Genomic DNA, 17,155 nt, shown 5'->3' with positions numbered 1-17,155 from the left:
TGGCACATTGGATAAAGCCGCGGCGCGGCCGGTGGGTGATTCAGTGGGTGGTGATCACGCGAAACGTGAGCGCCCCCTGGTAGGTGATGCCGTCTGCGTCACGCTGAGCATCGGACTGCTCGAGGCGGATTGACACGACGCGGCCAACCTCTAGCGGTAACCGACGCTCATCGAGTGCAGCGATAACCTCGCCATTGATGCGCTTGACCTCGGCCTGGCCGACCGCATCGGACCAGACCGAGAGGTAGAACAGCCGTGTCTCGCGCTTGCGGCCCGACACGGGACTGCTGTTTGTGGAGATCTCCCGATCAATCGACACGTACGGCATGGGGGCATTGATGTCCGCACCGTCGTAAATCGGGCAGCTGACCTCATCCTTGAGCCTGGCGAAGATTGCCTCTTGCAGGGCCAGCGAAGGATCAGGCATCGCCCACCCCCTGGCTGGCCTTGCGCAGCGTGCTCTGTACCGCAGCCTCGATGTCGGCCATTACAAACTCCCGGTTCACCTGCATCGACGGACGCAGCCACGGGTGGGCGGGCCGTGCTGGAATGTTCGGGTACTTGCCAAAAAAGTGCGAGCCATCGGATTTGTTCTTCGTCTCGCGCTGACGCAGTGCGTTACGCCGACCGCCCAGCTTCGACTTGTCGCGGTTGTTGGTGTGAACACCGCCCACGGCATTTCGGTCGGCGCGCTGATACATGCTCCCCGAGTAACCCTTAGTGCCGTATTCGAGGAAGCGCAGGTAGAAGAATCGGCGGTTGTCGCGCTTGCCTCGGATGCCGATCTGCGCGTCCAGGCCGCTGGGAGACACGTACACTTTGAGCGCTGCTGCGGCTGCCCCAGTGTCCTTTGGGATCAGCTGCTTCTGGGTGGCCAGGATGCGGTCAGCGGCCTTAGCCATCGCTGGCTTGAGCTCGTTGTCCATTGTCTTGTGGATGTTGCGCAGCGTACGTCGCAGGCGGATGTCGCCGCGCAGGCTTGAACGGCGAGCCATGGCCTACTCCTTGGCCTGGTCGACCTTGGCGGGCTTCAAGGACTTGCCTGCTGCGGCGTCAGTGATCTCGACAGCCCAGTCGCGGCCGATAAGGCCCTGGCCATAGCCATCTTCCACTTCGAACACCTCGCCCTTCTCACGCTCGCCGCATGCGCCGGTGAGCGGGCCCAATGCCTGGATCTTCATAATTCACCTCACGGGTTAGGTACCGATGAGCAGAGAAGCCTCATCAAAGAGTTTTCGTTGTCTGGCAGAACAGCCTCCACCTGGTAGGTGACCCCACGGCGCGTCAGGCGCGATCCTGCGACGATGTCGGGGCGCGGTCTGCCGATGATTTCGGCGGTTACAACAGCATTCAGCTTTTCAGCAACCGCTACGATCCGGCCGCTTGGGGTCCTAACCTCGCCCCACATTTCGGGGCGAGCAGCCGGCAGCCACGTCACTGTTGCACCCCCTGACTTGTTCCTCTCCTCGTGCCGATGAGCCACTTGCAGACGATGACGCAGAGGCCCGGCCCTCATATTCCCCACCCAATACGGTGTGGATTCAAGAGAGCCATGGAGCCCTGGGGCAACTCAGTGGCAATGGTTCCGGCGACTACGCTTTCGCGGTTGGCGTAAAGGTGGCCGATAATCAACAGGCAGGCGGCAGAGATCTGCTTGTTGCAGACCATGGGGCGGTCGCCAGCATTCCCTGCTGCGACCGCCTCATCCAGCGTCAGCTGGTCGGCGTAAAAGCGACGGTTCAGATAGTCCATTGCCTGCCCTTCTGCCGCCTCGATCAGAAGCTCAAGATAATCATCATCATCGTCAGGATCTCGCAGATGGTGACGGGCAATGGTCAGGCTGATGACCGACATACCCTTACTCCTTCAGTGGCTCGAACGAGGCCAGATTCCGCTGTACCAGCTCCTCCGCATGCCGGCGGGGCACCGTGTACGCAGAGCCGCCGCGACGACGCAACTCGCCCTCGTCCATGTAGGACCGCATCGGGTAGATTTGAAGAGTTGCTGGATTGGGATTGGCCTCGGACTGATCCTCCTCAGCGGACTCATCCTCTCCGCCGCTGTTGTCCGTCAGTGCCGGCCCGTTTTGACCTGCACCTTCCGATGCCGCCGCTTCCGCAGCGGGGGGGTCGCTGGCGCTCAAGTCACTTGAGGCGATGTCAGACCCGGCACCTGAGTCTGCCAGCGCCGCTGGCAGTGCCTGGTCTGCGCTCTCCCCCGAGCCAGGAGCAGTCGCGGGAGCCCCAGCCTCGCCGGGATTTGGCGAAGCTGCATCAATAGGCGAAAGGGGAAAAGCTCCGCCCTCGGGCTGGCTGCCGCTGGTTTCAGTGGTCGAGACCGGATCCTTCGCATTAGCCGTGGGTGCTGGTGTTTCCTGTTTACGTGCCATTGGATTACTCCATTGGGGCGCCATTTCTGGCGCCACGTTGCGGAAGACTTAAGGAGTGACCAGCGGACCAGTGACGAACGCTTCGTCGCGGTAGATCGCGAACGCCAGACGCTCCTCGGCACGAATCGTCGCCATGTTTTTCTCGAAGTCATCGCTGTTCTCTGTAGAGATCAGCACTTCAATTTCCATGCGGTCGAAGATTTGCGCGCCGAGCTTGAACGCACCAACCAGGAAGTCGTTCTGGGTCATGGCCTGAGTGGATACCACCGGACGGTTCCAGAGTTTGGCGTTGGTGCCGTCTTGCGGCTGGCCAATGATGTACCGCCCTTCGCCATCCTTGGTCAGCTCAATGGCCGCCCAGTCGATCGGGTTAAGCACGATGCCGTCGGATGGAAACTCGGCCAACTCGGCCTGCAACAGCGCCAGGCGCAGGCGGTCGATGCGCTGCTCGCCCACCACGGCCACTCCAGCCGGGGCCGCGTACAATTGCGCAACGGTCATGAGGCCCTGGAGGTTCACGCCGGTGCCGTTGCCGTAAAGCAACTGAGCCTCTTCCGCCATGTTGAGGCCGTAGCGTGCACGACCGTCGATGTAGCTCTGGAGTGCTTTGGCATCGTCCAGCATCTGGCGGCTGGCTTTGAACAAATGGGCGATGGTACGCACATTCGCGGTGGCCAGACCGAAGGTCAGGTCGGAGTATGGCTTGGCCGTTGTCTCTGCCACAGTACGAGCGTTGTTGGTGAAGCCAGTTTCACGGACGTACTCGATGGAGTTCGACTCGGTCGTACCGGGTGCAACCAGGTCGCGGACGGTGAGTCGACGTTGAGGCGGGGCAATAATCCCCGGCAAGCGTTGAGTCTGCACCAAGTCACCGCCGGTTGCGGTGGTGATGGCCGCGCGCGGCACCGAGACACGACGAGAGCCACGGAAGGACGAATTCATGTCCTTCATTTCCTCGCTTTCGATGACGAGGGCGCCAACCGACTTCTGCGGCTCTTCTTGATGGTTGCGATCGCGATTAGCGTTCACAAGCTTCTGCTCGGCCTCACCCAGGCGCGCCTGAAGCTCGCCCTGTTTGGTCAGAAGTTCGTCGACCTTTGCGCGGGTTTCGGCAGACATCTCGCCGGATGCCTTGAGCTGCTTATCAGTTGCCTCGGCCTGGCTTTTGATCTGATCACCAATGCCCTTGAGGCTGGCGTTGAGTTCCTTGACTTGGGCTTCAAAGTCCATGGTCACTTTCCTTTCAGAGAATTGAGGAGATTGGTTGCCGCGCTCAGAGAGGCGGAGAGGTCTGGCGCGACAGCGCGGGGCTTATCGGTCGAGGCAGCGTTATGCGTGCCTCCGCCGGCAGCGCGAGGCATGCCGGACTTGAAATTGGCGAACAGTTCACGGCGCTCGGAGCGAGTCAGGCCGCCTTTGGCAAGGGCGACATCCATCGCCTTGAGGGCATTGGCCTGGGCAGCGTCTTCGGTCTCGCGCTCGGTGACCTCGGAGGACGACAACACTCCGGTGGCTAGGCCAAGCTCCACGGCACGCTTGCCGCGGATGTAGGTTTCGTCATCCATCAGCTCGGCCATATCTTCGGCCGACTGCCCGCTGGCCTCGGCGTAGAGATCAGCCATCGCGGCATCGAACTCTTCCATGTCAGCAGCGATGTCCCTGAGGTAGTGGCGATTACCGGCTAGCCAGGTCCAGCAGTTGTGGATCATGAGAAAGGCGCTGCTGGCCACCTCTCGCTTCTTGCCAGCCAAGAAAACAATCGAAGCAGCACTGGCCGCCATGCCGAGGACCTTTGTGGTGACCTGATGGCTGTGCTCTTGCAGGCGGTTATAGATAGCAATGCCTTCAAACATGTCGCCGCCTGGCGAGTTGATATAGACGGTGACATCGCGCTCTCCGATGGCGCGCAGTGCGGCATCGATCCGCTTCAGCGTGACGCCCTCGCCGTACCAGTCTTCGCCGATCACGCCGTACACTGTGATGGTGTCTAAGGTGTTCTCGACGGCCGCCTGGATCGCGGGATTCCATTTGTCGAGCGCGCGCGGGCTCATCTCGCTGCGCAGGCCGCGAGATTGGATCTTGTGCTTCATGGATTGCTCCCGTGATTTACTTTTCCGGCTGTTGGAGCCAGTTCATCAGCGCAGCCCTTGCGGCCTGGCCATCGTCTTGCTTGCCCAACTGGTCCAGTGGAACCAGGTTCGACTGAACGGTGAGCACGTCACCTCCAGGCATATGGGGCATGTTGTCTTTACGGCGGCCTTCGTTTCGAGTGATGAAACCGTTCTGGGCCATGGTGCTGAGGTAAGCAGCGCGGCCGGAGCTGTCGGCTCTCAAGAACGCCTCAAGCGAGAACTCCGAGTAGAAGTTGATACGGTCCACCGCCGTCATGCACCACTTGTTCACACACTGTTCGATCGGCGCCGTGAAGGACATGATGCAGTAGGTGAGGAACGCGATCTGCTGCTGCTCCAGGCCTGTCCCCCAGTTGCTGCCCTTGTCGGTCTTCATCACCATCCAGGGCGGGACGCCGAACCAGCGGCAGATTTCTTCGACGCTGTGCCCCCTCGACTCCAGCAACTGAGCATCCGCTGGGTTGATGCCAATCATTTCCGGCTTCACGCCCTGCTCGAGCACCGGGCTCTTGCCTGCGTTCAAAGCGCCGGAGATCGTCTTGACGTATTCACGGAATTCAACGCGCTGAGCGGGATTCAGGGTCTTGTCTACCGAAAACGCAACCGTGGGCATCATCCCATTGCGGAATGTGCTGTTGGCAGCATCGTCAGCCGACATCGCAGAGCCGAATACGTCAGCACCGTACCGAATGGCGGAAAGCCCTACGCGACCATCCAGGGTGAAGGCCGGTATGTGCAGCATGTTCTGCCGTACGATCTCACGGCGCGCCCCCTTTCGCGGCCTGAAGAAGTATCTCAGGCGGCCATCATCATCGAACTCGAGGTCGACTCGGGACGGCATCAGGAAGTCGAGCGCAATAACGCGGCCGGCAGAGCGGTGGATCTCGCAATAAGCATTCCCCCACAACAGCATTGAGGCGACGACTGCCTGCCAGAAGTGGAAGGCGGCCATATCCTCGTTCGGGCTGGTATGCACAACGTCGTAAAGGGGGAAATCCCGAGCACTCTCACGGCTACCGTCCGGCATTCGCTTGTAGATGCTCAGGGGCAAGCCAGCCACAGAGGTCGAAATGATGCGGACACAGGCCCACACCGTCGAGAGGCGCATTGCCTTGTCCACGCTGACCGACTTGCCGCTGCTCGACTGGGCCCCCGAGAAGGCGCTCCAAAACCCTCCATCCGATAGCTTGATGGTCCTGCCAAGCCACTCACCCATGCTTGCTGAAGGCTTGGCGGCGGCTGCCCCCAAGGCCTGCGAAAGGGTTCTAATCACTGGTCAGCCCTCGGCGAAGGAATCCGGCGATGCAAAAGAAGCTCACCGCTCCCGCCATCAAGGCCCAGCCTGTACCAGCTAGAACCCACACACCGGCACATGCCAAGCAGAAGGCCACCAGAGCGCAGGCGATGAAAATGTAAAGTGCGTTCATGCGATCAGTGGATCCCGAATGCCAGCCATGAAGTTGTCCATTCCCCCGCGGCCTTCAGGATTGAGGCTGATCAGGGAAACGGCGTTGAAAGTAGCCATGAGCGGGTCGATCTTCGCCGTGCCCGATGCCTGCTTAGTGATCAGGAAGGCGTTGGCCGACGGCACGCCCTTGGCGTTCCCGCATGACCAAGCCATGAGCGGCTGGCCGCAGTGCAGCAGCGTTCCCTCGGCAAGCTTGCGCTCTGTGGTCTTGATCGCGCCGGTGAGCTTCCAGCCCTGGGAGATGCCGACGACCTTGTCTTCTTCGACGCCGGCATCGGCCAGCGCGTCGAGAACAGACCCGATACCCGCAGGGTCAAGGCCAACCTTGTCCAGCAAGCCAGTCTCATTGATGCGTTTGACGATCGCGGCGAACTCCTCGACGTCATCGCCGATCCGTTTCACGATGGTCAGATCGCCAATCGCCTCAAGATCCTTCAGCCTGGGCGCTTCGGACTTGCGCCGCTCAAGCACCGAGGGGTGGGCCCAAGCATGAGCCCAGTGGAACCACCGTCGAGTGCCAGACTCCCGACCTATAACGGCAAGGCCGAGCAAATCATCCAAGCCGCCGCCGTCGCCGCCCACGTCGATGACTTCGCACCGACCAAGGATTTCATCCAGGCTGAGCCAGGTGGCTGCCTGTGGCTCCCAGAACTCAGCACCGACCCAGGCATCCGACATCAGAGCCAGGCCGATCTCGATGTTCAGGTGCTTGGCCAGAAAACCGCGCAGTTCGGCTTCGCCGTCGATCTCGGCCTGCATGAACAAGCGTTCAAGCGTGGGGCGATCCACCGAGAACCCCATGTTTGGGTTCACCAGATGGAAGTTCTCGGGCTTGCGCGCGGCGCCGCTGTCGATCATCTCTTTCGAGAATTCGTAGATGATCGGCAGGAAGCGATTGTCGTTGATGCGGCCGTCACGGACGCCACGGGCATAATTCAGCTTCGACCGGAACACCCCGGCAGGTGGCTCGTTCGATTGAGTGGTCAGCCAGATAACAAAGCCTTCAGGCCGGGACAGCAGGCCGCCAGTCGCCTCGCGAATCATATCGGCGGCTTTCGGGTTCTTGCCAAACAGCCAGGCCTCGTCGATCAGCACGCCCACCGCCTTCTTGCCGCCCACCACATCGCTGTCAGCGGCGACGACCTTCAGCGTGGCGCCGGTCTCACGGTGAGTGATCAGTCGAAGGTGCGGCTGCACATGCAGCAGATCCTTCAATTCCTCGTCGTTGTTGACCATGTCCTTGGCCGGCACGAAGGCGTTGTCGGCAATCTCTTTGGTCGGTGCGAGGATGATGAACTCAGCGGACATCCGCCAGTTGCGGACCAGGGCGGTCAGCATGATCGCAGCAGCGATTGTCGACTTGCTGTTCTTCTTCGGGATGCACAGCATGAACTCCCGAATCAGGCGCTCACCTGTTTCGCTGTTGTAGCTACCGAACACGGCCCCAGCGAAAGCCAGCACCCAGGGTGCGCACGCACTCTCGATGGTTGGGCTGCCAGGGGCGTCGACAATGCGAAGCCCCTTGAATACCTCAAGGCTCTCTTCGGCCTCCTGGGGAAACAGCGGAGCTGGAATGATCGATTCGCTGGCGGCCAGGCGCCGCCACCAGTCAGGACAGGCCGTAGTCCAAAGCATGTGTCACCCCTTGACGACAGTGAGGGGCGGCTTGCTCTGTGAGTACTTGCCCTTGCCGGCCTCTTTAGCGGCTTCCGCCTTCTGTTCTTTCTTGCCGGCCTCAGCCTTCTTCCCATGAATGTACGGGACGGCGGTCTGCGCAGCATTACGCCGGTCGAACACCTTCGCCCTGGGCTCGTTCATGAGGGCGAGCAGCCAAACGAGCGGATCGTCAGTTGATGGCAGGCAGCTGAGGAACTCGCCGTCGGCCTCACTGATCTCTGCGGGGTCTTCAGTGACCTCGTCGGCCTTCGATTTCCCTCTACGTCTTTTGGTCTCAGGGTTAACACTGAGCTCTGCCCGGCGCGCCAAAATGGCGGAGGCAATCTTGGGATCATTGGCCCATCGCGAACCCGCGGCAGATGCGGTCGAGGGCTTGCAACCTGCGGCCTCCGCTGCTTCCTTGTTGGACGCACCCCGGGCCTTAGCGTCAACAAACTGTCGCTGTTTGTCTGTTAACACCATTAACAAAAACCTTTAGGGGGGAGAAAAATGTCTACGTGGGGTCGGTGGCGGTCTAGCTAGATGAGAATCTCTAACATTTGACCCCCTACCCCTTTCGTGGCACGTCACTGGCGTGGTTCTGTGCCGCTCGTGTGGATTTCGACGATCCGCGGATGACTTATCCGCCCAGGCCAGCTGCCTCCTCGGCCTGCTTGACCGAGTCGTGGCAGGACTTGCAGAGGCTTTGCCAGTTGGCCTGATCCCAGAAGAGAACCATGTCACCGCGGTGCGCAACGATGTGGTCTACAACATTTGCGGCAGCAGTTCGGCCGTTCCGCTCGCAGAAGACGCAGAGCGGGTGATCGCGCAGGTAACGCTCGCGCGCCTTCTGCCATCGGTAGTCATAGCCGCGCTGCGAGCTGGTCATGCCGCTCCGCCAACTGCCGGGCGTCAGCACCTTAACCCGTGCCCCTGCGCCCTCCTTGAGTCGGGGCCCGAGCGTCTTGAGCCTGGCCATCAGCGCACCTCGACCACGGTGCCGCGCTCTATCCAGCGCATGACGCGGCCCATGTGAGGATCTCGACCGGTTGCGTGAGACACGATCAGAACGCCAGCCAGGTAGTACTTCAGCCACCAGCTATGCCGGCACACGATCGTAGCGGTCATGCGGGCCATCAGGCATGCACCGAGTAGGTGAACTCCGGCTCACCCTGAACACCCATAACGAACGACGCTTGGCGGCTATCGAACGCTGGCAGCGACCCGACGTAGCGGGTGTATGGGGCGGTGGTCTTGCCGTTGAAGGTCTCGGTGTGCACCACCTGCTCACCCTTGAAGAACTTGACCTGTGCAACCCCGCGCAGGTTGTTGATGGTGATCCTCATGGCCAGGCCTCCGACTGGGTTCGGCTCAGGGCCTCACCAGCCTTGTCTGCCGCTTGGGTTGCGGTGGTTGCCGCCTTCGATGCTTTGGCAGCGGCGCTATCGGTGCGGCGGGTGAGTTCGTCCAAGCGCTTGTCGCGCTCGGCCATGGCTGCGTCGTAGGCATGGCGGATCTCGTCAACCTGGTGCGCCTGGGTGCTGGCCATGGACCAGTAGGCCGACTGCCAGCCCAGCACAGCACCGCCGGTGATCAGCACAGCAGCGATCAGCCACACCTCAACACGACGCCACCAGCGCCTGGCGATGTACTCCAATACGCATCTATCCATCACGATGTACCTCCAAGCTTGGTGCGCAGGCGAGCAATCTCATCGCTCTGTAGCGTTACTCGCTCTGTGAGGCTGGCTACCTGGCTGGTCAGCGCCTCGATCTTGCCTTCCATCCGGCCGACTGTTGCAGCCAAGTCATTGCGCTCCTTGGCGAACTGATCGGCACGGGCCTCGGCCAGTTTCCGAGCCTCTCGCTCGGAGTCGAGCAGCTCATTCAGCCGGCGGACCGTGCCGATGTCAGCGTTGTCCATCGCGCGGTCGGCTGCATCCTTCGACAGAAACTTGCGCAGCCACAGGAAGCCGCCCAATAGCACTGTGCCCGTTCCGCCCAGCCAGGTGGCTGTGCCTGGGCCGAGGTCGGTCGGATCCATCAATATCTCCAGAAATGAAAAAGACCCACCGAATGGTGAGCCCTAGGAATAGGTGGAGATGCCGACCCTGTCAGGTCGATGTCGTGGCGCTTCCCTCCAGTCCCCACGCTGACTGTTACCCCTGCGCGTTTCCGCCGGGCTTTCATCATCTCCAAATCGGATATGGCCTTTCAGCCGCTACAGAATTTGCTCCACAGCTGACTAAACTCTTCCGGCTTCAAGCGTGAATCGCGCTGTAGCACGACCAGCTCTTTACTTCCGGCAATGAAACCTTGGAATCCGGTGAAGGCGCCGAAGGAATTCTTGGAATTGACCTCTCCACACATGCCTCGCTGATTACGGAACTGCGCATTTTCGGGATCTTTCAGCCCGGACGACACAAACTCGCGCGCCATTCGCTGCATGCGGATTTCTTGCATCGCGGCCTTACTCTCTTCGCTAGGCTCTCCGCATCCAGAAAGCACAGTCGTGATCAAGGCTACAGGGACCGCTATTCTTTTCATCTGCTTCAAACATCCTTGGAAGAAAGGCATAGGTTAGCAGAGGCCCTGCTTGGGTGATCCCCAACAACGAAAAGCCCCGGCTTTCTGGGCCAGGGCTTTAAGGTGGTAGTCGGTGATGGCGAGTTTGCTCTCGCGCACCTACCGCAAAGTAACACGAAAGATACGGGCGAGGACCGGGGATGTCAAGCGGCCTCACGCCGAACATCCAACGCGCCATCAACCCAGGCCACTCCGGCCTTCCACAGCTGCCGGGTCTTCTCCTCGCCGAAGCCAAGCTTCTTGCCCACATCCCGAAGTGCGGTATCGCGGGAGGTGTAGTACCTGATGATGACCTGCCCGCATTCGGGGTAACGCTTGCTCAGGCGGCCGACCAGGCGGTCAATGAAGAGCGCATCGTCGTCGGTGATCATCGGGTCGAGGATTGTGTTCTCTCGCGATGCGCAGCAGGACACGCCCGAGCCCAGCACGACCCAGCGACCCCAGTGCTCCAGCAGATCCTCAGCGGTTCTCTCTACGTTACTCATGTCCTTCCCTCAATCCCCGGTGTAGTTGGTGCCACCGGCGCCGCGCCGGTTGCTTCCCTGATATCCCGCCTCAGGCCCGCCGGCCTGGGGTCTTTTCAACTGTTCGATCTGCCGGGTCGCGGCCTGTAGCCTCATGCTGAGCTGGGTCACCAGTTCATCCAGGGCTAAGGCCTCGCCGGTTGCAGCCACTACCCAGCCCGAGGCGTTGCAGTGGTCGCATGGCAGTTCGTGAAACAAGCCCTTGATTACCGCTCTCCCGCGACACAAAGGGCACTCGTCCAGCTCGAGCACGGCCTTCTTGAAGGCTGGGCCGTGGCTCCTCTTCATGCCTGCCCAGCCTTCACCCAACGTCGAATCCTCATTTCGCAGCCCGAGATCAGGCACACGCCATTTGCAAACCCCAGGTGGGTTTTGTTCGTCTCGCAGCCGCATGCGCATTTCGGCTGACGACCTGGTCGCTTCTTGCGTGGCTCCATGTAGCGGATTTGCCCTGGCTGTCCGCCGACCTGGCCCCATCCGGCAACGCCACCTCGCATTGCAGCCGACCGCGCTGCCGGCGAAAGCGCATTCAAATCGGTCATTTCGAATCCTCGCTAATAACTAATTTGCTAAGGTCGCTCGAAGCCCCGCCGCCGTTGGCCTGTGCCGAATTCTGCGGGATTTCAAATAAGGCCTCTTTAAGGCCGTGGATGGCGGCGAAGCCGATCCGATCAAGCCACGCATGCCACTTCTCCAGAGCCAACTTGCGCTGCTCCATAGCCTGCGTGTGGATGTAGGTGCTGGCGATCTTGCCCAGCGAGTGGTTGAGCAACATCTCGCCAATGTGGCCGTCGATACCGAGGTCGGTCCAGGTGGTGCGGGACACCTTGCGTAGGTCGTGGCTTGTCCACTCGCCCCGCCCCAGGCGTGTAAACACCATGCTGGCCTGGGTCTCGCTCAATGGCTGCCCACGACGATTCGGGAACAGGTAGGCGCCCTCGTAGCCCTTGGCCTGCTGGATGGCGCGATAGCGGATCAGCAAGGCATGGAGCTGGGCGGTCAGTGGCAAGCGGTGCTCGGTGCGGGTCTTCGTGTGGGCGGCTGGAATGAACCACTCGGCAGCAGCCAAGGTGACATCGCTCCAGCGCGCCATGCGGGTCTCACCGATCCGCGTGCCGTGGGCCAGCATCATCAAAGCCAGCATGGCGTCGCTCGGGCTCGTCTCGAAGGCCTGCGCCAACTGCTGCATCAGCTCTGGCAAGTGCACGCCACGCAAGCGAGCAGCCTTTGCGGTGATCCGCGCCTTGGTGAAGTCACTGAACCGCACTCCTGCCATGGGGTTGGCATCGATCATCTCCAGCTTCATGGCCTGGCGAAAAGCGGTCAGCAGCATCCCGAACATCTGCCGGAGATAGGACAGCGACAGCTTGGCCTGGCCTGGCCAGATCAGGTGCTTGTCGATCAGCTCCGCGGTGACATACTTGATTGGCAGATCTCCCAAGCATGGGCGAAGGTGCTGACCCACTGCGGCGCGGGTGGCGGCCTTGCGCTTCGCCGACAGGGAGCGGTCGCGAGCCATGCGGTCAACATACCAGTCGAGCAGCTGCCCTACCGTGGCCATACCCGAAACCACCAGTGCGGTGGCTGGGCTGCGCATCAAGCGCTGACGAAGCGCGGGCAGTTCTGCCAGCACTGCCGACACGCTAAGCTCCGGCCAACGCGCAACCGGCACCCACTTCTTGCCGCGAACCAGGTGCCAAGTGCCGCGCTCGCGATTACTCCAGAAACGCAGGTACAGGCCAGGATGGCGCGGGTCGCGCAGGTCGCGTACCGACTTGTCACCAGCCTGCCGACGAATCTCGGCCTCGCTGAACTTCACTTCCCGTGTCGCGCTCATGCCGCCACCGTGACCGGGAGCATCAGGTAGGCCCGCAGCTGCTCCATGGCGTCAAAGTGCCCACGGCACACGATGGCGAGATAGCCCTGCTCGTTCAGGCGGCGCAGGCAATCACGCTGGCTCGCTGAGACGGGTGCAGGTTCCACGGTCGCCTTGAATTCGATGTAAAGTCCGAAGAAGCCACCGCGAGCCATCGGCAGCACCAGGTCGGGAATGCCGGCCTTGACGCCCTGGGCTTTGAGCTTGGCTGCCACAGCCTTGACCCGGTGGCCGCCGTTGGGGACGTGGTAGATCAGTTCGTAGACGTCGGGGTGCTTGAGGCGAATTTCGCTCAGCAGCGCGGCCTGTTCCTGGCCTTCTCGGTCAACGGGCTTGGCGCGAGGGGTGCGCGGCTTGGTGGTTCGGATACCGAGCACCTTCATGCGACCAGCACCCCTTCGTTGAGTAGAACGGCTTGGGTGCGCATGACGCCCTCGGCGTGGTACTGGCGAGCGGTGTCACGATCAATGGCGCTGCTTCTGCCGTCGCAAGCGTCGTGGCACGCACTGCACGACCAAGCGCCCTGGATATCGTGCGGTTTCTTGCCCATGCCGCAGGTGCCCGCCAGGCGGTAGTGCGCGAGCACGGTGGTTTCGGGGTTGCCGTTGCACACGCCAGGGATGCGCACTTGGCACTCCCGACCGCGCGCGGCCTTGGTCAGTTTGGTCTGGCGCACAACGTCGCCTCCTTGCAGGTTGATTGATCAGCGCCCAGCCAGGCGGGCGCGCATGGCTGCCAGGGCGGAATTGCCGACCTCTGGCGTACGAATTCCAGCGACCTCGGCAGGCAGGGCCAGCGGCATCTTCTGTAGCGGCTCTCCAGCGACCAGACGTCGGACTGCGATCGTGTAGTTGCGCTCGAACAGCTTCGAGCTGAGGTCGGTTGCCAGCTTGTTCAGGTTCTCGAACCCACACTCCTTGGCTGCATGCCATACCGCGTCATGTGTCCACTTGCCCTTCCCCGCCATGGCTGGATGGGCATTGCGGCAAGCCTCCCGGAATGCAGCTGCCAGAGTGGGCAGACCAAGCATTTCCGGCGAAGGCTGACACCAGGCGATGAACTCACCAGGCGGCGGGATGAATGGCGTTGCAGCTTGGCGACAGCGCATCAACCCAAACTGCAATTGCTCGGCGCTGCTGATGCCCGCCTCGAGGAAGGCAGTCAGCCATTGCTGCTTTGAGGCGGCGTAGGTGTTCTTGTCAGGCCAGGCCTGCTTCCAGGCGGTGCAAATCGACCGCAGATCGCGGAACAGATCGTTGATCACTGCCGCAGTCTTTCGGTTGAGCTCGGCCTTCACATCTGCCGGCAGCTCGTAGCCCGAAGGGATGTGCTGGCCCGTCTGCACCTTGGCCCACAGGCCGTGCGCGACAACCGCAACGGAGTTCATCGTGCCCCCCCATCGTCGATCCACGACGTATCGCTATCGTCAAAACCGACTGGAGACTGCGCGACGGTTCTGGCGGAGGTTTGACGGGCAGCCCGAGCCAGATCGTTTTTTACCCAGCTGACCAGCGCCGCCAGCCACTGCTTTTCGGTTTGAGCCAAGCCTTTCGCTTCGTGGTGCAGGACGAAACCAGAGATCGCGATTGCACCAAAGTGCTCAAGGCTCAGCCCAGCCCGAAGCGCGTACGCTTTCAGCAGCTCACCGTTGGGCCGCCAGTCGAGGAACATTTCGAACGGCTCGCGCAGAGAGTGAGTAGATTGGTTTAATGACGTATTGGGTGCAGCTGCTGCACCCCGTTCTGCGTTTTCCTGCACCCCGTTCTGCTGTGAGCTGCACCCCGTACGGTTATCTGCACCCCGTTCGGAGCGAGGTGCAGCAGATGCACCTCGTTTCATCTGGAGGTCATAGACAACAGGCCGACGATCACGGCGGTCGATGTAGGCGGCGGCTATAGCCTGGTTACCCTCGGCGATCCAACCTGCAATCGCCAACTCATCCAGCTTGAGGCGAACGGTACGCTCGGACAGGCCGGTATCTTCGGACAGCGTCGCGGCAGAGGGAAACGCACCTCGGCCATCGCTGCCGGCGTAGTTGGCCAGGCAAAGCAGGACGTGCCGCGCTGCCGGGTTATCCAAGGATGACTTTGGAATAGCCAAGGCCCAGGTCATGGCTTGAACACTCACAGCGAACCCCCAGCTTTCAGCTCAGCGAGACGCGCCAGTCCTTTTGGAGTGATCAGTGGATCAAACGCCGCGCGCTCGATGCCAGTTTCTGGATCAGGTTTCAGCGCTGTTACCTTGTGCTTCATCAGGCCGGAGGTGATACGGGGCTGGTAGGCGATCCAGCGCTTGGAGCCCTTTCGCCGGAAGATCCAGCGGCTCTGCTCCAGCCAGTCGAACAGTCTCGACGGAGCAACTTGCAGCTGCTTTGCTGCATCGGTGATGCAGATGGCCCCGCAAGCAGCGGCCAAGCGCTGGATGGCCGCGACCTTTGGAGCTTGCCTCTCGATGACCTGCTGAAGCTGGTGGTTTTGCTCGGCTTGATCGGCAGCCAGGCGCAAAGCCTCGGCGAATGTTTGGGGGATCTGCACCTGGGCAACCACCCGCCCTTCCAGCTCCTGCCAGCGATCAATGATCTTGGCGCGCAACTGGGCGTTGTACCCGGACACCAGTACCAGCGTGTCGCGCTGGCACAGCAGGAATTCTGGGTACGATTGACCGTTTTGCGGGTGGGTGTATGGGGTCTCCTCAGATTTGAGGACACCCTCTGTGCGCAGGCGGCGCGCATCCCGCAGCACGTTGTCATGGCTCTTGCCGGTGAGCTGAGCGATCTCGCGGGTGGACATCACCTGACGCGCTAGTTTCTGCGAATCACCAATGACTGACGCGACAGGCTTGGTGTTGCTCGCATCGATTGCAGAGTGCATAATCGACCTCGTTGAATGTTGTGAAGAAGCCGCCCGGCCAGGCGGTTTTTTTTCGCCTGCGATTCGACTACTGGATGGATTCGCAGGTGTTTCAGTCATCTACTGGCGCAAGGCCACCTCAAGCAGAATTCACTCGGCGGCGTCTTCGACCGCCGAGTGAGATCCCTCAAGCGCTTTTCGGGCGAATGGAATTAGGTCTGGGCGTAGGCCAGCGATGGTGATCTCGCCATCCGATGCGTCCTGTAGTCGCTCTGCTAGCTCTGCCGAGGCCTTTCGATGACCGCCTGCCAGTTGCCAGAGATGGCCGACCGTGGTGTTGGCCGCAGCAGCGACATCACGCCGGTGTTCGTTGGTGGCACTTGCCAACCATTCACGAAGGTGAACATTCATGTGGGCTCTCCTTACACATGCAGCAAAATTTAGCCGATGGCTAATTTTCGAGCAAGGTAAATTTAGCTTTGAGCACATTTAGCAGCAGGCTAAACACTGGCATTCTTCGGGCCATGGATATCTACGAGATTCGCAAGCACAACCTGGTCAACCTGATTGGCAGCCAGAGGAAGGGATCCTGCGCAGAGCGCTGGGGGATGGCACCTGCTCACTTGAGCCAGATCCTTTCGGACAAGACAGCGAAGAACCTGGGGGATGATGTAGCCCGAAGAATTGAGGAGATTGAAGGCCTCCCTCGGGGCTGGTTCGACTCTATTCCCACGGGCAATGATTCAGACCATGAGCGCGAGCCCCTTGAAAGCAAACTTTCGGCTGCCGACTTGGTGAAGCAGATGCTTGCCAAGAGCGGGAAAGGCATTCCTGAAGAAACTCGTCAGCGACTGCTCAGCGCCGCGCAAGAGCCGACGGCATCAAACTTGACCCAGGCGGACTTCACCCGCAAGGGCCAGGTTGGCGACGAGGTTTGGATTGCCCACTACGACGTGCGAGCAGCAATGGGCGGCGGCCAGATTCCGCATGAATACCCCGAAATGCTTCAAGACATCCGGGTCAGCCCAAGGCATCTGCGCGAGATGGGCGTCTCGTTCAAAGAACACTTCCACCTCAAGATGATCACCGGCTGGGGCCAGTCTATGGCTCCGACGATCAAGGACCGAGATCCACTGCTGGTGGACGTCACGATCCGTGAATTTACCGGTGATGGCATCTACCTTTTCTCCCACGACGAGATGCTGTACGTGAAGCGCCTGCAAAAGAAAGGCAAGGATCGTTTCAAGATGATCTCGGACAACAAACATCACGATCCTGAGGAGATCCGCGTGGACGACACCCACATCCTGGCTCGAGTGCTTTACGTGTGGAACGGACAGCCGGTCTAGTTATGCCTCTGACCAAGCCCAACCAAGATCTCCGGCGTGACCTCCAAGGCCTCGCCTCTGACCTGAAATGGTCAGCGGTCGAGCTGATGCGGATCGCGGTGCGCTTGAGCGAGGCCGGGAACGAAGCTGACGCCCAGGCTGTGATGAGGATTTGCCAGGTGATGCAGGCTGGGGAGGATCGGTTGGCGGGGTATGGGGATGAGGTGAAGGCGGGGCAAATAGCTAGGCGGCTGAAGTGAACAGTTACCGGTTCGTAAGCGCTGAGGGAAGCACATAAGCTCTCTAGTCCGGTTGACAAATTACAGGTTTTGGGCAAAATGGTTGACA

The 17,155-nt window shown here is 60.8% G+C and carries 28 protein-coding genes; 2 read left to right on the top strand and 26 right to left on the bottom strand.

Translation table 11 applies throughout. The features are described 5' to 3' along the window. Nucleotides 1–40: 40 nt before the first annotated feature. From ACNFIC_RS02800 to ACNFIC_RS02675, 26 genes are all read right to left on the bottom strand, one after another. Nucleotides 41–427: a DUF3168 domain-containing protein gene (locus tag ACNFIC_RS02800; protein WP_416779758.1), complete on the bottom strand. Its 387-nt coding sequence runs from the start codon at nucleotides 425–427 to the stop codon at nucleotides 41–43. Continuing rightward, entirely contained in the window at nucleotides 420–995 is a 576-nt protein-coding gene (locus ACNFIC_RS02795; protein ID WP_416779756.1) for an HK97-gp10 family putative phage morphogenesis protein, read from the bottom strand. The genes ACNFIC_RS02800 and ACNFIC_RS02795 overlap by 8 nt, the downstream gene beginning before the upstream one ends. Nucleotides 996–998: 3 nt before the next feature. Further along, the gene (locus ACNFIC_RS02790; protein WP_416779754.1) at nucleotides 999–1,181 is read right to left on the bottom strand and encodes a hypothetical protein; all 183 of its coding nucleotides are present in this window, start codon (nucleotides 1,179–1,181) and stop codon (nucleotides 999–1,001) included. An 8-nt stretch (nucleotides 1,182–1,189) separates the two neighbouring features. Beyond that, nucleotides 1,190–1,516 (bottom strand): phage head closure protein, encoded by a 327-nt coding sequence (locus ACNFIC_RS02785; RefSeq protein ID WP_416779752.1) that lies wholly within the window; start codon nucleotides 1,514–1,516, stop codon nucleotides 1,190–1,192. Beyond that, nucleotides 1,513–1,854, bottom strand: a complete 342-nt coding sequence (locus tag ACNFIC_RS02780) for a head-tail connector protein (protein WP_416779750.1) — start codon at nucleotides 1,852–1,854, stop codon at nucleotides 1,513–1,515. The genes ACNFIC_RS02785 and ACNFIC_RS02780 overlap by 4 nt, the downstream gene beginning before the upstream one ends. A gap of 4 nt (nucleotides 1,855–1,858) precedes the next feature. After that, a complete protein-coding gene (locus tag ACNFIC_RS02775) occupies nucleotides 1,859–2,389 on the bottom strand; it encodes a hypothetical protein (RefSeq protein ID WP_416779748.1) in 531 nt (176 codons plus the stop codon). 48 nt (nucleotides 2,390–2,437) lie between these two features. Continuing rightward, the gene (locus ACNFIC_RS02770; protein WP_416779746.1) at nucleotides 2,438–3,619 is read right to left on the bottom strand and encodes a phage major capsid protein; all 1,182 of its coding nucleotides are present in this window, start codon (nucleotides 3,617–3,619) and stop codon (nucleotides 2,438–2,440) included. A 2-nt stretch (nucleotides 3,620–3,621) separates the two neighbouring features. Beyond that, nucleotides 3,622–4,479: a head maturation protease, ClpP-related gene (locus tag ACNFIC_RS02765; protein ID WP_416779744.1), complete on the bottom strand. Its 858-nt coding sequence runs from the start codon at nucleotides 4,477–4,479 to the stop codon at nucleotides 3,622–3,624. 16 nt (nucleotides 4,480–4,495) lie between these two features. After that, the gene (locus ACNFIC_RS02760) at nucleotides 4,496–5,794 is read right to left on the bottom strand and encodes a phage portal protein (RefSeq protein WP_416779742.1); all 1,299 of its coding nucleotides are present in this window, start codon (nucleotides 5,792–5,794) and stop codon (nucleotides 4,496–4,498) included. 150 nt (nucleotides 5,795–5,944) lie between these two features. Beyond that, nucleotides 5,945–7,624: a terminase large subunit gene (locus ACNFIC_RS02755; RefSeq protein WP_416779740.1), complete on the bottom strand. Its 1,680-nt coding sequence runs from the start codon at nucleotides 7,622–7,624 to the stop codon at nucleotides 5,945–5,947. A gap of 3 nt (nucleotides 7,625–7,627) precedes the next feature. After that, nucleotides 7,628–8,128 (bottom strand): terminase small subunit, encoded by a 501-nt coding sequence (locus ACNFIC_RS02750; protein WP_416779738.1) that lies wholly within the window; start codon nucleotides 8,126–8,128, stop codon nucleotides 7,628–7,630. 157 nt (nucleotides 8,129–8,285) lie between these two features. Then, nucleotides 8,286–8,624, bottom strand: coding sequence for an HNH endonuclease (locus ACNFIC_RS02745; protein ID WP_416779736.1), 339 nt, complete (start codon nucleotides 8,622–8,624; stop codon nucleotides 8,286–8,288). After that, entirely contained in the window at nucleotides 8,624–8,773 is a 150-nt protein-coding gene (locus ACNFIC_RS02740; RefSeq protein ID WP_416779734.1) for a hypothetical protein, read from the bottom strand. Before ACNFIC_RS02740 ends, ACNFIC_RS02745 begins: the two co-directional genes overlap by 1 nt. A gap of 8 nt (nucleotides 8,774–8,781) precedes the next feature. Beyond that, nucleotides 8,782–8,991, bottom strand: coding sequence for a hypothetical protein (locus ACNFIC_RS02735; RefSeq protein WP_416779733.1), 210 nt, complete (start codon nucleotides 8,989–8,991; stop codon nucleotides 8,782–8,784). Continuing rightward, the gene (locus ACNFIC_RS02730) at nucleotides 8,988–9,317 is read right to left on the bottom strand and encodes a hypothetical protein (protein WP_416779732.1); all 330 of its coding nucleotides are present in this window, start codon (nucleotides 9,315–9,317) and stop codon (nucleotides 8,988–8,990) included. The genes ACNFIC_RS02735 and ACNFIC_RS02730 overlap by 4 nt, the downstream gene beginning before the upstream one ends. Then, nucleotides 9,317–9,688 carry a chemotaxis protein gene (locus ACNFIC_RS02725; protein ID WP_196127663.1) on the bottom strand — a complete coding sequence of 124 codons (372 nt, stop codon included), beginning with the start codon at nucleotides 9,686–9,688 and terminating at the stop codon, nucleotides 9,317–9,319. Before ACNFIC_RS02725 ends, ACNFIC_RS02730 begins: the two co-directional genes overlap by 1 nt. 170 nt (nucleotides 9,689–9,858) lie before the next feature. Next, nucleotides 9,859–10,191, bottom strand: a complete 333-nt coding sequence (locus ACNFIC_RS02720) for a hypothetical protein (RefSeq protein ID WP_416779729.1) — start codon at nucleotides 10,189–10,191, stop codon at nucleotides 9,859–9,861. Between the two features lie 182 nt (nucleotides 10,192–10,373). Then, a complete protein-coding gene (locus tag ACNFIC_RS02715; RefSeq protein WP_416779728.1) occupies nucleotides 10,374–10,715 on the bottom strand; it encodes an antiterminator Q family protein in 342 nt (113 codons plus the stop codon). Nucleotides 10,716–10,724: 9 nt separating this feature from the next. Then, complete coding sequence (locus ACNFIC_RS02710; protein WP_416779726.1) at nucleotides 10,725–11,042, bottom strand: hypothetical protein; 318 nt, start codon at nucleotides 11,040–11,042, stop codon at nucleotides 10,725–10,727. Between the two features lie 250 nt (nucleotides 11,043–11,292). Continuing rightward, a complete protein-coding gene (locus ACNFIC_RS02705) occupies nucleotides 11,293–12,591 on the bottom strand; it encodes a tyrosine-type recombinase/integrase (RefSeq protein WP_416779724.1) in 1,299 nt (432 codons plus the stop codon). After that, nucleotides 12,588–13,013, bottom strand: coding sequence for a VRR-NUC domain-containing protein (locus ACNFIC_RS02700; protein ID WP_416779722.1), 426 nt, complete (start codon nucleotides 13,011–13,013; stop codon nucleotides 12,588–12,590). Before ACNFIC_RS02700 ends, ACNFIC_RS02705 begins: the two co-directional genes overlap by 4 nt. Beyond that, nucleotides 13,010–13,306 (bottom strand): DUF1364 domain-containing protein, encoded by a 297-nt coding sequence (locus ACNFIC_RS02695; RefSeq protein WP_416779720.1) that lies wholly within the window; start codon nucleotides 13,304–13,306, stop codon nucleotides 13,010–13,012. The genes ACNFIC_RS02700 and ACNFIC_RS02695 overlap by 4 nt, the downstream gene beginning before the upstream one ends. A 27-nt stretch (nucleotides 13,307–13,333) precedes the next feature. Next, entirely contained in the window at nucleotides 13,334–14,017 is a 684-nt protein-coding gene (locus ACNFIC_RS02690) for a replication protein P (protein ID WP_416779718.1), read from the bottom strand. Next, nucleotides 14,014–14,742 carry a helix-turn-helix domain-containing protein gene (locus tag ACNFIC_RS02685; RefSeq protein ID WP_416780034.1) on the bottom strand — a complete coding sequence of 243 codons (729 nt, stop codon included), beginning with the start codon at nucleotides 14,740–14,742 and terminating at the stop codon, nucleotides 14,014–14,016. The genes ACNFIC_RS02690 and ACNFIC_RS02685 overlap by 4 nt, the downstream gene beginning before the upstream one ends. Before the next feature lie 11 nt (nucleotides 14,743–14,753). After that, nucleotides 14,754–15,419 (bottom strand): Rha family transcriptional regulator, encoded by a 666-nt coding sequence (locus tag ACNFIC_RS02680; protein ID WP_416780033.1) that lies wholly within the window; start codon nucleotides 15,417–15,419, stop codon nucleotides 14,754–14,756. 210 nt (nucleotides 15,420–15,629) lie between these two features. Further along, the gene (locus ACNFIC_RS02675; protein WP_416779716.1) at nucleotides 15,630–15,890 is read right to left on the bottom strand and encodes a hypothetical protein; all 261 of its coding nucleotides are present in this window, start codon (nucleotides 15,888–15,890) and stop codon (nucleotides 15,630–15,632) included. Between the two features lie 113 nt (nucleotides 15,891–16,003). Here ACNFIC_RS02675 and ACNFIC_RS02670 point away from each other — a divergent pair, with 113 nt between their 5' ends. Together ACNFIC_RS02670 and ACNFIC_RS02665 are read left to right on the top strand one after the other, a co-directional pair. Then, entirely contained in the window at nucleotides 16,004–16,828 is an 825-nt protein-coding gene (locus ACNFIC_RS02670) for a S24 family peptidase (RefSeq protein ID WP_416779715.1), read from the top strand. A gap of 2 nt (nucleotides 16,829–16,830) precedes the next feature. Further along, nucleotides 16,831–17,067 carry a hypothetical protein gene (locus ACNFIC_RS02665; protein WP_416779713.1) on the top strand — a complete coding sequence of 79 codons (237 nt, stop codon included), beginning with the start codon at nucleotides 16,831–16,833 and terminating at the stop codon, nucleotides 17,065–17,067. Nucleotides 17,068–17,155 lie beyond the last annotated feature (88 nt).

The sequence above is a fragment of the Pseudomonas sp. NY15463 genome, from assembly GCF_048068415.1.
In the GTDB taxonomy this organism is placed as follows: domain Bacteria; phylum Pseudomonadota; class Gammaproteobacteria; order Pseudomonadales; family Pseudomonadaceae; genus Aquipseudomonas; species Aquipseudomonas mosselii_C.
This window is presented reverse-complemented; position numbering and strand designations above follow the sequence as displayed.

Coding starts and splice junctions, on each gene's coding strand:
- ACNFIC_RS02800 (WP_416779758.1), bottom strand. CDS start 427: ATGCCTGATCCTTCGCTGGCCCTGCAAGAGGCAATCTTCGCCAGGCTC.
- ACNFIC_RS02795 (WP_416779756.1), bottom strand. CDS start 995: ATGGCTCGCCGTTCAAGCCTGCGCGGCGACATCCGCCTGCGACGTACG.
- ACNFIC_RS02790 (WP_416779754.1), bottom strand. CDS start 1,181: ATGAAGATCCAGGCATTGGGCCCGCTCACCGGCGCATGCGGCGAGCGT.
- ACNFIC_RS02785 (WP_416779752.1), bottom strand. CDS start 1,516: ATGAGGGCCGGGCCTCTGCGTCATCGTCTGCAAGTGGCTCATCGGCAC.
- ACNFIC_RS02780 (WP_416779750.1), bottom strand. CDS start 1,854: ATGTCGGTCATCAGCCTGACCATTGCCCGTCACCATCTGCGAGATCCT.
- ACNFIC_RS02775 (WP_416779748.1), bottom strand. CDS start 2,389: ATGGCACGTAAACAGGAAACACCAGCACCCACGGCTAATGCGAAGGAT.
- ACNFIC_RS02770 (WP_416779746.1), bottom strand. CDS start 3,619: ATGGACTTTGAAGCCCAAGTCAAGGAACTCAACGCCAGCCTCAAGGGC.
- ACNFIC_RS02765 (WP_416779744.1), bottom strand. CDS start 4,479: ATGAAGCACAAGATCCAATCTCGCGGCCTGCGCAGCGAGATGAGCCCG.
- ACNFIC_RS02755 (WP_416779740.1), bottom strand. CDS start 7,624: ATGCTTTGGACTACGGCCTGTCCTGACTGGTGGCGGCGCCTGGCCGCC.
- ACNFIC_RS02750 (WP_416779738.1), bottom strand. CDS start 8,128: ATGGTGTTAACAGACAAACAGCGACAGTTTGTTGACGCTAAGGCCCGG.
- ACNFIC_RS02745 (WP_416779736.1), bottom strand. CDS start 8,624: ATGGCCAGGCTCAAGACGCTCGGGCCCCGACTCAAGGAGGGCGCAGGG.
- ACNFIC_RS02740 (WP_416779734.1), bottom strand. CDS start 8,773: ATGACCGCTACGATCGTGTGCCGGCATAGCTGGTGGCTGAAGTACTAC.
- ACNFIC_RS02735 (WP_416779733.1), bottom strand. CDS start 8,991: ATGAGGATCACCATCAACAACCTGCGCGGGGTTGCACAGGTCAAGTTC.
- ACNFIC_RS02730 (WP_416779732.1), bottom strand. CDS start 9,317: ATGGATAGATGCGTATTGGAGTACATCGCCAGGCGCTGGTGGCGTCGT.
- ACNFIC_RS02725 (WP_196127663.1), bottom strand. CDS start 9,688: ATGGATCCGACCGACCTCGGCCCAGGCACAGCCACCTGGCTGGGCGGA.
- ACNFIC_RS02720 (WP_416779729.1), bottom strand. CDS start 10,191: ATGAAAAGAATAGCGGTCCCTGTAGCCTTGATCACGACTGTGCTTTCT.
- ACNFIC_RS02715 (WP_416779728.1), bottom strand. CDS start 10,715: ATGAGTAACGTAGAGAGAACCGCTGAGGATCTGCTGGAGCACTGGGGT.
- ACNFIC_RS02710 (WP_416779726.1), bottom strand. CDS start 11,042: ATGAAGAGGAGCCACGGCCCAGCCTTCAAGAAGGCCGTGCTCGAGCTG.
- ACNFIC_RS02705 (WP_416779724.1), bottom strand. CDS start 12,591: ATGAGCGCGACACGGGAAGTGAAGTTCAGCGAGGCCGAGATTCGTCGG.
- ACNFIC_RS02700 (WP_416779722.1), bottom strand. CDS start 13,013: ATGAAGGTGCTCGGTATCCGAACCACCAAGCCGCGCACCCCTCGCGCC.
- ACNFIC_RS02690 (WP_416779718.1), bottom strand. CDS start 14,017: ATGAACTCCGTTGCGGTTGTCGCGCACGGCCTGTGGGCCAAGGTGCAG.
- ACNFIC_RS02685 (WP_416780034.1), bottom strand. CDS start 14,742: ATGACCTGGGCCTTGGCTATTCCAAAGTCATCCTTGGATAACCCGGCA.
- ACNFIC_RS02680 (WP_416780033.1), bottom strand. CDS start 15,419: ATGTCCACCCGCGAGATCGCTCAGCTCACCGGCAAGAGCCATGACAAC.
- ACNFIC_RS02675 (WP_416779716.1), bottom strand. CDS start 15,890: ATGAATGTTCACCTTCGTGAATGGTTGGCAAGTGCCACCAACGAACAC.
- ACNFIC_RS02670 (WP_416779715.1), top strand. CDS start 16,004: ATGGATATCTACGAGATTCGCAAGCACAACCTGGTCAACCTGATTGGC.
- ACNFIC_RS02665 (WP_416779713.1), top strand. CDS start 16,831: ATGCCTCTGACCAAGCCCAACCAAGATCTCCGGCGTGACCTCCAAGGC.